The following is an 11,560-nucleotide window of genomic DNA, read 5'->3' as shown; positions in this document are numbered from 1 at the left end:
CAGCGGCGCCGGATCAATTTGCAAGCAAACAGCATCCCGCGCAGCGAAAACCTGCGGAAACGATTACTTCCGCAGGTCTCAAAACTTCGTCACGTCAACGCCTTGCGAGTTCTTCACGGATGACCAAAGACTTTGCCGAACGCGCACGCCTCGACGTTGAAGAGGTTCTGAAGACAGTACACGCCGCTCGTCCAAAGCCAAAAGAATTACTGTTTTCATTTGGCATCGGGAGTGGGAGTGCAGTGATCGTCGAGAACGACGAACGTAAGCCCATGCAAGAGGCTCTTGCAGACTCGCGAAATACCTAAAGCGGTATCGTAGCGGAAGACCCATCACACCCCCGCGGGCTTCCCCACCACCGTCACCAGCAGCCCGCCATCGCCCAAGAGCCGCAGCGCGGCGCGCTTGCAATCTTCCATCGTCACAGCGGCGATTTTGCCGTTGCGCTCGTCGAGGAAGCTCGGTTCGAATCCGTCGAGCTGCAGATTGACGAGTTGGCTCGCGATCTTGGTCGACGTGTCGAAACGCAGCGCATAGGAGCCGATGAGGAATTTCTTGGCCTTGTCCAATTCGTCTTCGGTCGGCCCGCCTTCCGCGAACTGCCTGAATTCTTCCTCGATCACGCCGATCGCTTCGCCGGCGCGCTCGTTCTTGGTCGCGGCGGCGCCGATCAGCATCGGGCAATGGTCATATTCGTTGAGATGCGAATAGACCGAATAGGCCATGCCGCGCTTCTCGCGCACTTCGCGAAAGAGCCGCGACGTAAAGGTGCCGCCGCCCAAAATGTGATTGGCGACGACGATGGCGTAATAATCCGGATCATGCTTGGTGATCGACGGGCGCCCAAAACGGATCGTCGATTGCGGCACGTCGAGATCGATGATTTGGCGCATGCCGACATTGGCGACCGAAATGTCCTCGACCGGCGCGAGATCGTTCTGCTGCGCAAGTCCGCCGAAACTCGCGTCGATAAGTTCGGAGAGCGTCGCCGCGTCGATCGCGCCGACGACGCCGATTTTGAGATCGCGCTTCGCGAAGAGCCGCTCGCGCAAAGCGATGAGATCTTCGCGCGAGAGCGTGTCGATCGAGGCGATATCGCCGCGCACCGGGCGCCCATAGGGATGATTCGGAAAGGCCGCTTCGCGAAAGGCTTTCGCCGCGAGCGAATCGGGCTCATTGACGTCGCGCTTCAATTCGGCGGCGAGCTGGCTGCGCACGCGGGCGACGTCGCCGGCTTCGAGCCGCGCGTCGTTGAGCGCGAGCTTTAGAAGGCCAAAGGCCTTGTCGACATTGCGCGAGAGTGTCTGCAGATGGCCCGAAATCGCGTCGCGATCGGCGCCGAAGCCGAGATGAATCGCGAGTTCGTCGATGGCGCGATGGTAGCCGCGCGCGTCATAGGGGCCGGCGCCTTCGTCGAGCGTGGCGGCGAGCAGCGTCGCGAGGCCGGGCTTTTCCGCGGGGTCCTGCGCCGCGCCGCCGCGGATCGCGAATTCGAGGGCGACGAGCGGCACGGCGTGGCTTTCAACGAGCCAGGCCTCGATGCCGCCGGGTGTCGTAATCCGCTGCACATGTTCGGCGCGGGAAGCGATGGTGACGGTGGGCGCGTGTGCGGTCATATCAATTCCTAACGGCAGTCGGCAGTCGGGCTTCGGCAGTCGGATCGGGCGTCGGCCGACTGCCGACTGCCTAATGCCGATCGCCGTCTTAAGCCGGCAGCAGATAGCCGGTGACGGCCCTGCGCTTGTCGAGCCATTTGCGCGCGGCGCTCTGCACATCCGCGGCGGTCACCCGCTCCATGCGATCAGGCCAGGCGACGACATCCTCAATGGCGAGCCCGGTGGCCAGCGATTCGCCATACCAGCGCGCGAGCGAGGACTGACTGTCCTGAGCGTAGATCGCGTCGGCGATCAGGCGAGTCTTGGCGCGCTGCAAATGTTCCGCATCGATCGGCTCTTCTCCGAAGCGTCGCAGCACGCCGTCGATGGCCGCGTCCAGATCTTCAAGCGCCACGCCCGGCGCAGGGGTCGCATAGACCCAGAGCCGCGTGTCGTCGACGGCCGAGCCCATGTAATAAGCGCCGGCGCCGACCGCGACTTTTTCCTCGACGACGAGCGTTTCATAAAGGGCGCTCGTCGGTCCGCCGCCAAGCATATAGGCGAGCGTCTCCAGCGCTTCGGCTTCGCCCGGCTTCGCGGTGGTGTAGGACGGCACCAGAAACACCTGTTCATGAGCCGGCTGCTCGACCTTTTCGTCGCGCAGCGTCACTAAGCGGTGGGCGCGGTGCGGCGGCTCCTTTGTGCGGGCGCGGCGCGGGGCTGAGGATCGCGCCGGGATTTTGCCGTAGCTGTCCTTGGCGAGGCGCTCGACCTCATCCGCCTCGACATCGCCCGCGACGATGAGAATGGCGTTTTCCGGCGTGTAGAAGCGTTCGTAATAGGCGAGCGCATGCGCGCGATCGAGCCCCTCGATCTCGTGATTCCAGCCGATGATCGGCGTGCCATAGGGATGTCGGGCGAAGAGCGCCGCCTGCACCGCCTCATCGAGCTGCGCCGCCGGATCGCTGTCGGTGCGCATGCGGCGCTCCTCGAGCACCACGTTGCGCTCCGGATCGACGACCTCGTCGGTCAGAACCAGATTGCGCATGCGGTCCGCTTCGAACGCCATCAAGGTCGAAAGATGCTCCTTGCCGATGCGCTGCAAATAGGCGGTGTAATCATAGCTGGTGAAGGCGTTCTCCTGTCCGCCAAGTTCGGCGACGAGGTTGGAGAACTCGCCCTGTGGATGCGTTTTCGTGCCCTTGAACATCAAATGTTCAAGGAAATGCGCGATGCCCGACTGGCCGAGCGGATCGTCGGCGGCCCCGTTCTTGTACCAGACCATATGGGTGACGACGGGCGTTCGGGAGTCGGGGATAACGACGACTTCCATGCCGTTGTCGAGCGTAAAGCTCGAAATGCTTGCGCGCGCGGGCTCCGGCGCGGCTGCGCCGGGCGCAAGCGCAGCGACGGCTCGCGCCTTCGTCTCAAATGACATGAACGGCCTTTCCCGCGGCAGCGGCCGCGCAACCAGGAGAGTATGGTCTCCTAATATAGGCCGAAATTTACCTCGTGTCGTCAGACCCGCGAACGAAGCGCGGCATTTGGAACCACGAGCCCGATTCGCTCGACGACGTCTGCTGGCTCTCCGAGCTCGTCGTCGAATCTGACGAGTTCCAGCCCATGAGTTTACGTACGGACGAAAAAGCGCCCTGTTCCTCAGGCCGCAGCTTTTCTTCGTCAGCCGCGTTGGCGGTCTGCTCGCCGCCGCGTCCCCAGGTCAGCGGATTCCACCACGACTTTTTCTTGGCGGCTTCCGCGTCGCCAATCTTGTTCAAATCCTGCGTCGGCCGGCGGTAGCCGGGCGGCGGCTCGGTCAGCATGATGCGGTTCGGCTCATGGATCGCCGGCGCCGCCGGCTCCCCCCGCGCGCCTGACGCGTAAGACATAACGCGCGCAAACACCCCCGGGCGCGGCGCTTCCGGCTGCGCATTCGCATTGGGCACACGGGCAAAGCGGTTGACGTTGCGGCTCCGCTCGGCAGAGAGTTCTGCCGGCCAGTCGCCGCTGCGCGCCGCCCGTTCGCGCGGCTGCGGTAGCTCGGCGAGGCTCGGGGGCAGAACGAGCTTAGGCCGCTCGCTGTAATCGATCTTGCCGGCGCCTTCGTCGGAAGACGCGCCGACCATCTCCATCACTGCCGTCCATGTCGATTTGTCGTCGCCGGCCAGAGCGGGCGCGGCCTGGATCGCGGCGAGGCCGGCGAGAGCGCAGAGAGCGCTGAGCTGCGACTGAGCAAGCTTCATCTATCGGACTCCGTGGGGCTCCGGTTGCTTGACGCTACATGGCCGCGACTTCTTGGCGATTTGGTGGCGAAGGCTCGGTTTGAGCGCGGCGGGCGCGTTCAACTCTCCGCGCGGCGCTCCTGGGGCAGGAAGAATCCTTCAAAAACCAGCAGCGCCACGCCTGCGGTGATGAAAACGTCGGCGAGATTGAACACGTAGTTGGCCAGCGGCCCGACCGGCAGGCTGGTGTGGAGATAGAAGAAATCCGCGACGGCGCCGCGCGTCATACGGTCGGCGGCGTTGCCGAGCGCGCCGCCGATGACGAGCCCGAGCGCCAGCGCCGTCGCCCGGCTCCTTGTGCGGACCATCCAGATCGCCAGACCGGCGATGATCGCGCCCTGAACGGTCAGCAGGACAAGCCGCGCCGCCGTCTCATGGGCCGGAAACAGGGAATAGGAGACGCCGAAATTCCAGGACAGAACAATGTCGAGGAACGGCGTGAGGCTGATCGGCGGGCGGGCGGCGACGTCGAAAATATGCAGCATCCAATATTTGTGCGCCTGATCGGCCGCCAAAGCGGCGAGCGCCGCCGACAGCCCCAGGACCCGGGGCGAAAGGGCGGCAAGTTTCAATCTTAAGGGCAAGGGGGCGTCTCCGACCGGGGCGCAGCAATAAGGCCGCCGGGAGAAAATGAAAAGTTCGCCCGAGACGGCGGCGGCTCCGAATCCAGATTAGTGATGCGCCATCTCACCGCGTCATGGCCGCGCTTGTCGCGGCCATCCGCGCGGCGAGGCGCGGCAAATGTGAGACTACGAGCCGAACCTGCCGGCTCTGCGCGAAGCGTTTCGCGATGTCCCGGCGTGGATGCCCGGCACAAGGCCGGGCATGACGGCCGAAAGAGGACTGAAATAATCCCCAGTCTAGGGGCGCTGGCGGCGGCGCGCGAAGACTCGTCGGAGCGAAAGAGTGAGATTGTGGGCGGTGAAAGGGGCGGCCGAGCGAAAAATTTGCCTCTCCTTTGGGATCTTGGGATTGACGAAAATTTCTATCCCTTTTTGACCTGTCCCAGCCCAAACGCCGCACATTCCTGTATTTCCATCGAAAACTCGTCGGGAAATTTCAATATGGCGCTTTCAATCGTCCATTCCTTTAAGCCAAACTCGCAGAGGCGTTTGAATCCACTCTGAAGATCGCCGCTGACGACAAGACGAGAGATCGCCGCATGTGTTCCATATCTTGCGCGCATGCCAACAAAGGTCGTGGGATGGTAATTATGTTTGGCGGACAGGCGAAGCGTCTCGTCAATGAACGCCTCGAGACCGAGACTGGCTTTTTGCGGCGACATTAATTTTCTCCGCTTTTCTGCAAGCACAGCAACGAATTCAGCGATTGCGTATTCAAGACCTCGAACTGCAAAGTGAGATATTACTCAGTTTGTCGCCGCGATGGCGCGTTTTTGAAGTTTGAGCGTAAGCATGACCCTCGACGCTTTTCTCGAATCGCTTTCCGCCGGCGAGCCGCCGGCTCTGCCGCCGCCGCTCCGGGCGCTCTGGTTCGACGCCAGGGGCGATTGGAACGCGGCGCATAAATGCGTCGACGACAAATCCGATCCCGACGGCATGTGGGTTCACGCCTATCTCCATCGCAAGGAAGGCGATCTCTCCAACGCCTCTTACTGGTATCGCCGCGCGCAGCGGGAGCCGCATCGAGGCGCGCTCGACGACGAATGGCGCGAGATCGCCGAGGCGCTGCTGTCGCAAGCGGCGCCATGAAAGGGGGACTGACCGCTGGATTAGCCGAAGCGCGGGAATTGCTGCGCAGCAAATTCGGCTTTTCGGACTTTCTGCCGGGGCAGGCGGAGGTCGTTGAGGCGATCTTCGCCGGCCGAGACGCCATCGCCATCATGCCGACCGGCTCGGGCAAATCGCTCCTTTATCAGCTCCCCGCCGCCGCTCCCGGCCCCGGTCTCGTGCTCTTCTGCTCGCCGCTGATCGCGCTGATGCGCGACCAGCTGCGCACCCTCGGCGACAAGGGCGTCGGCGCCGTCGCGCTGCATTCGATGCAGGAGGACGAGGAAGCCGCGACGGCGATCGACGCCGTGCGTTCAGGCCAGACCCGGCTGCTTTACTGCGCGCCCGAGCGTCTCGCCCAGGAGGGAACGCAGCAATTGCTGCGCAGCATTCGCATCCGTCTCTTCGCCATCGACGAGGCGCATTGCGTCTCGCATTGGGGCCATGAATTTCGGCCCGACTATCGCCAGCTCGGCGCAATCGCGCGAAAGCTCGGCGCGCCGCCGACGCTCGCCGTCACCGCGACGGCCAGTCCGCGGACAAGCGACGACATCGCCCGCACGCTGTTTTCGCGCCCGCCGCAGATTTTCCAGCGCTCCTTCGCGCGGCCGAATCTGTCGCTCGATTTTGCGCAAAAACGCGCCGGCCTGCGCCAGATCGTCAATTTTGCGCAAAAAGGCCGCAGCAAAGAAGGCGGCATTGTCTATTGCAACTCGCGCAACAGGACCGACGCCCTCGCCCGCGAACTCTCCCGATTGGGCTTCGACGCGCTGCCCTATCATGCCGGGCTCGACGCCCATACGCGGTCGGAAAATCAGGACGCCTTCTTCGCACGCAAGGGCGCCGTGATGGTCGCGACCATCGCCTTCGGCATGGGCGTCGACAAGCCGGATGTGCGCTTCGTCGTTCACGCCGATCTGCCGACTTCGGTCGAGGGCTATTATCAGGAGATCGGCCGCGCCGGCCGCGACGGCGCCCCGGCGCGCGCGCTGACCCTGTTCTCGCCCGCCGAACTAGCCCTGCGCTGGCGTATTCCACAGACGGCGCCGGAGAATGAGGCGGCCGCCGGCGACTACGCGAGACGCCAGGCGATGGCCCGGCTCGCCGCGGCGCCGCGCTGCCGCTTTCAGCGCCTCCTCGCCGAGTTCGGCGAAGACAGCGCGCCGTGCGGCAGATGTGACCATTGCCGCGGGGGGCCGATGGCGTGGCCCCGCCGGCTGGCGTCGCTGGCGCTCGGCTGGCGCGCCGGGCTCGCAAGCGGCGTCGCGGCGCGCGGCGACCTGCCAGAAGGTGAAGCTGATGTTTCTCAAATCGCGCCGGCGCCAGCGCCGGCCCTCGCGCCGATTCAGCAGGAGGATTCGCCGCTGACCGTCGACGACGCACGGCTGTTGCTGGCGCTCGAAGCCGAGCGCCGCGCCATCGCCAAAAGGCGCGGCGTACCGCCGCGCGCCATCGCCTCGGAACGGACGCTACGAGCCCTGGCGCACGAACGGCCGGACACGGCCGACGATCCGCTGCTCAGCGGGATCGAGGACGCGGCGGCGTTGTTGCGGATCATCGGCAAGGACCTTTGAGGCGCCGAGGGTTTCGCTTCGCGCCGCAACATTGTATAGGCTCCCTGTCCCCTCCCCCCTCACAGGTCATGTCCGCCAACTCGCCGCCAGACGCCGCCGAACTGCGACAGGTCATGTTCGGGCTCGGCCTTGCGATGCTGCTCTCGGCCCTCGACCAGACGATCGTGGTCACCGCCATGCCGACCATTGCGTCGGACCTCGGCGATCCTCAGGACCTGCCCTGGATCGTGACCGCCTATCTCATCGCCGCGACGGTGGTGACGCCGCTCTACGGCAAATTCGCCGATGTCTATGGGCGCCGCCGCGTCATTCTGGTCGGCGTGGCGACTTTCGTGATCGGCTCGGTCGCCTGCGCCCTCGCCCCCAGCATGGCGGCGCTCGCCGCGGCGCGGGTGATCCAGGGACTGGGCGGCGGCGGCCTGATCTCGCTCGGCCAGACCATCGTCGCAGATCTCGTCTCGCCGAGAGAGCGCGGCCGCTATCAATCCTATTTCGCCGCGGTGTTCGTCACCTCGAGCATCGCGGGGCCGGCGTTGGGCGGTTTTTTTGCGCAATATTGGCATTGGTCGCTGATCTTCTGGATCAATCTGCCGCTCGGAATCGCCGCGCTCCTGATCGTCAATTCGCGCCTAAAACGCCTGCCGGAGCGGCGCCATCCTCATCGTGTCGACTATCTCGGCGCTGCGCTGCTCATCGCCGCCTCGGGGATTCTGGTTCTGGCGCTCGGCTGGGGCGGCGTTCGCTATCCCTGGCGCTCGGCGCCGATCCTCGGTCTCCTGGGGGCCTCGGCGCTCGCCTGGACGCTTTTCGCCTGGCGCACCGCGCGCGCCGAGGAGCCGCTCATCCCCTTGCGGATTCTCGGTTTGCGGATCGTGCGCGACGCGATCCTGTCGAGCTCTTTCGGGCTCGGCGGCTTCGTCGGCCTCTCGGTGGTGATGCCGATTTTTTACGAAGTCTGCGGCGGCATGAACGCGAGCGATTCAGGGCTGACGCTCATCCCGCTGATGCTCGGCACCGTCATCGGCGCGACCGCGTCGGGGCGGCTGATGGCGCATCTTAAAAACTACAAGGCGGCCCCGCTTTTTGGGCTCGGCGCCGGCTGTCTGGCCGCGCTCGGCGCAGCGGCGATGATGGGCGCCGGCGTGCGCGAGTCGCTGCTTTCCCTCAATGCCCTGCTCACCGTCACGACATTCGGGATCGGCGCGATGCTGCCGGTCGCCACTGTTTCCGTGCAGAACGCCGTCGATTCCCGCGATCTCGGCACGGCGACCGCGTCGATGCAATTCTTCCGGCAGCTCGCAGCCGGCGCGATCGTCGCGCTTTTCGCCGCTTTGGCGATTGGCGGCGGCCGGGCGCAATTGCTCGAGGATATGAAGGCCAGCGCCGACGGCGCCGCTCTGCTCTCGAGCTTTCGGCTGGTTTTTTTCGCGCTCGCGGTTTGCGTCGGCCTGTCCTTTATCTTCCTGGCGCGTATGGAGGAACGACCGCTGCGCGGCGAGCGGCGCGGCTGACAGGCTCGATGTTCGTCGCGCCTTTTCATTTGCCCCACTGGCATGGAATTTTCTAGAAAGAGCCCGGCCCTTTCCGCGCCGCAAGGACCCTTCCATGGCTTCTCTCGATAGTTTCAACGCCTGCAAAACTCTCGTCGTGGGCGACCGGTCCTATCAGTATTTTTCGTTAAAGGCTGCTGAGGGAAACGGGCTGCGCGGCGTTTCCCGCCTGCCCTATTCGCTCAAGGTCGTTCTCGAAAATTTGCTGCGCCATGAGGACGGCCGTTCGGTCACCAAGGAGTCGATCGAAAGTTTCGCCAAATGGCTGACCGAGAAAGGCAAGACCGAGCGCGAAATCGCCTTCCGGCCGGCGCGGGTGCTGATGCAGGATTTTACCGGCGTGCCGGCGGTCGTCGATCTCGCGGCGATGCGCGATGCAGTCGTCGCGCTCGGCGGATCGGCACAGAAGATCAATCCGCTGGTGCCGGTCGATCTCGTCATCGACCATTCGGTGATCGTCGACAGTTTCGGCACGCCGCTCGCGTTCGCCCGCAACGTCGAACTGGAATATGAGCGCAACGGCGAGCGCTATCGCTTCCTGAAATGGGGCCAGTCGGCCTTCGACAATTTCCGCGTCGTGCCGCCCGGCACCGGCATCTGCCATCAGGTCAATCTCGAATATCTCGGGCAGACCGTCTGGACGCGCGCCGAGCAAATTGACGGGAAGACGGTCGAATTCGCCTATCCCGACACGCTGGTCGGCACCGATTCGCACACGACCATGATCAACGGCCTTGCCGTTCTCGGCTGGGGAGTCGGCGGCATCGAGGCGGAAGCGGCGATGCTCGGCCAGCCCCTGTCGATGCTCGCCCCCGAGGTGATCGGCTTCAAGCTGGTCGGCGCGCCGAAGGAGGGCGTGACGGCGACCGACCTCGTTCTGACCGTCACCCAGATGCTGCGCAAGAAGGGCGTGGTCGGAAAATTCGTCGAGTTCTTCGGGGACGGCTTGAATCATATGAGCCTCGCCGATCGCGCGACGATCGCCAATATGGCGCCCGAATATGGCGCGACCTGCGGCTTCTTCCCGATCGACCAGGAGACGCTCGCCTATCTGCATATGTCCGGGCGCGCCGACGACCGTCTGGCGCTTATCGAGGCCTATGCCCGGACGCAAGGCATGATGCGCGAGCCTGGGGCGCCTGATCCGGAATTCACCGATACGCTGACTCTCGACCTTTCGGAAGTGACGCCCTCTCTCGCCGGCCCGAAACGCCCGGAGAGCCGCGCGTCGCTTTCTGAAGTCGGCTCGGCCTTTCTCGGCGCGCTCGCGACCGAATATAAGAAAGAGGACGGGCTCGGCCAGCGCTACAAGGTCGAGGACGAGTGTTTCGATCTCGGCCATGGCGACGTCGTCATCGCCGCCATCACCTCCTGCACCAATACTTCCAACCCCAGCGTGCTGATCGGCGCGGGATTGCTGGCGCGCAACGCCATCGCCCGCGGCTTGAAGACGAAACCCTGGGTGAAGACCTCGCTCGCGCCGGGCAGTCAGGTCGTCGCGCAATATCTCGCGAAGTCGGGGCTGCAGAAATATCTCGACGAACTCGGTTTCAATCTCGTCGGCTTCGGCTGCACGACCTGTATCGGCAATTCCGGGCCATTGCCGCCCGCGATCTCGAAGACCATCAACGCCCATGACCTTGTCGCGGCGTCGGTCTTGTCAGGAAATCGCAATTTCGAAGGCCGCGTTAATCCGGACGTCCAGGCGAATTACCTTGCTTCGCCGCCGCTCGTCGTCGCCTATGCGCTCGCCGGCACCATCGCCGTAGACCTGACGAAAGAGGCTCTCGGCCATGACGGCGACGGCGCGCCGGTCTATTTGCGCGACATTTGGCCGACCAACACCGAGATTGCGAGTTTCGTTCGCGAACAGGTGACGCGCGATCTGTTTCGCGAGACCTACGCCAATGTCTTCTCTGGCGACGAACATTGGCGCGCGGTCGAAGCGCCTAGCGGCGAGACCTACGGCTGGGACGATCAGTCAACCTATGTGCGCAACCCGCCTTATTTCGTCGGGCTGAAGCACGCGCCCAAGCCCGTCGAGGACATCGTCGGCGCGCGCATTCTCGCGCTCTTTGGCGATAAGATCACCACCGATCACATCTCGCCCGCGGGCTCGATCAAAGCGGCGTCGCCCGCCGGCAAATGGCTGATCGAGCATGGCGTCGCGCCCGCCGATTTCAATCAATACGGCACGCGGCGCGGCAATCATGAAGTGATGATGCGCGGCACCTTCGCCAATATCCGCATTAAGAATCACATCATGCGCGACGAGAGCGGGCTCACTCCCGAAGGCGGACTGACCAGGCATTATCCGGGCGGCGAGATCATGTCGATCTATGACGCCGCGATGCGCTACGGCGCGGAGGGCGCGCCGCTCGTCGTTTTCGCCGGCGCCGAATATGGCAATGGCTCGTCGCGCGATTGGGCGGCGAAGGGCGCCATGCTGCTTGGGGTGCGCGCCGTGATCGCCAAGAGCTTCGAGCGCATCCACCGGTCCAATCTCGTCGGCATGGGCGTGCTGCCGCTTACCTTCGCGGAAGGAACGGGTTGGGACACGCTTGGCCTTAAAGGCGACGAGACCGTGACGATTCACGGTTTGCGCGAAGGACTTGCCCCGCGCAAGACTTTGATCGCTTCGATCGCTTTCCCGGATGGGTCCACAAAGTCCGCGCCGCTGCTCGCGCGCATCGATACGCTCGACGAGTTAGAATACTTCAAAAACGGCGGCATTCTTCCTTACGTATTGCGACAACTCGCCCCTTAATTCTCGCAAAAAATCGATTGACTTGCTCATGGTCCTCGGACAGCGTGATGTTGCTTTGCGTT

The 11,560-nt window shown here is 64.0% G+C and carries 10 protein-coding genes; 5 read left to right on the top strand and 5 right to left on the bottom strand.

The features are described 5' to 3' along the window. The coding region (locus tag AB7I51_RS11730) for a hypothetical protein (protein WP_428404395.1) at positions 1–308 on the top strand (308 nt) is incomplete at its 5' end. 24 nt (positions 309–332) lie between these two features. Here the strand turns inward: AB7I51_RS11730 and AB7I51_RS11725 are convergent. From AB7I51_RS11725 to AB7I51_RS11705, 5 genes are all read right to left on the bottom strand, one after another. Next, positions 333–1,616, bottom strand: coding sequence for a M16 family metallopeptidase (locus AB7I51_RS11725; protein WP_428404396.1), 1,284 nt, complete (start codon positions 1,614–1,616; stop codon positions 333–335). A gap of 88 nt (positions 1,617–1,704) precedes the next feature. After that, positions 1,705–3,033 (bottom strand): M16 family metallopeptidase, encoded by a 1,329-nt coding sequence (locus AB7I51_RS11720; protein WP_428404397.1) that lies wholly within the window; start codon positions 3,031–3,033, stop codon positions 1,705–1,707. A gap of 67 nt (positions 3,034–3,100) precedes the next feature. After that, positions 3,101–3,838 (bottom strand): hypothetical protein, encoded by a 738-nt coding sequence (locus AB7I51_RS11715; protein ID WP_428404398.1) that lies wholly within the window; start codon positions 3,836–3,838, stop codon positions 3,101–3,103. A gap of 98 nt (positions 3,839–3,936) precedes the next feature. Continuing rightward, on the bottom strand, positions 3,937–4,461 hold the full coding sequence (gene lspA / locus AB7I51_RS11710) for a signal peptidase II (protein WP_428404399.1): 525 nt from the start codon (positions 4,459–4,461) through the stop codon (positions 3,937–3,939). Between the two features lie 401 nt (positions 4,462–4,862). After that, a complete protein-coding gene (locus AB7I51_RS11705; RefSeq protein WP_428404400.1) occupies positions 4,863–5,189 on the bottom strand; it encodes a hypothetical protein in 327 nt (108 codons plus the stop codon). Positions 5,190–5,292: 103 nt separating this feature from the next. Here AB7I51_RS11705 and AB7I51_RS11700 point away from each other — a divergent pair, with 103 nt between their 5' ends. The 4 genes from AB7I51_RS11700 to acnA all read left to right on the top strand — a co-directional run bounded on the left by AB7I51_RS11700 (position 5,293) and on the right by acnA (position 11,498). Continuing rightward, positions 5,293–5,589 (top strand): hypothetical protein, encoded by a 297-nt coding sequence (locus AB7I51_RS11700; protein ID WP_428404401.1) that lies wholly within the window; start codon positions 5,293–5,295, stop codon positions 5,587–5,589. Then, positions 5,586–7,181, top strand: a complete 1,596-nt coding sequence (locus AB7I51_RS11695) for a RecQ family ATP-dependent DNA helicase (protein WP_428404402.1) — start codon at positions 5,586–5,588, stop codon at positions 7,179–7,181. Before AB7I51_RS11700 ends, AB7I51_RS11695 begins: the two co-directional genes overlap by 4 nt. Positions 7,182–7,249: 68 nt before the next feature. Further along, positions 7,250–8,692: an MFS transporter gene (locus AB7I51_RS11690; protein ID WP_428404403.1), complete on the top strand. Its 1,443-nt coding sequence runs from the start codon at positions 7,250–7,252 to the stop codon at positions 8,690–8,692. A 94-nt stretch (positions 8,693–8,786) separates the two neighbouring features. Next, positions 8,787–11,498 carry an aconitate hydratase AcnA gene (gene acnA / locus AB7I51_RS11685; RefSeq protein WP_428404404.1) on the top strand — a complete coding sequence of 904 codons (2,712 nt, stop codon included), beginning with the start codon at positions 8,787–8,789 and terminating at the stop codon, positions 11,496–11,498. Positions 11,499–11,560 lie beyond the last annotated feature (62 nt).

The sequence above is a fragment of the Methylocystis sp. genome, assembly GCF_050246715.1.
In the GTDB taxonomy this organism is placed as follows: domain Bacteria; phylum Pseudomonadota; class Alphaproteobacteria; order Rhizobiales; family Beijerinckiaceae; genus Methylocystis.
The sequence above is the reverse complement of the archived record's forward strand: the minus strand, read 5'-3'. Positions and strand labels throughout refer to the sequence as shown.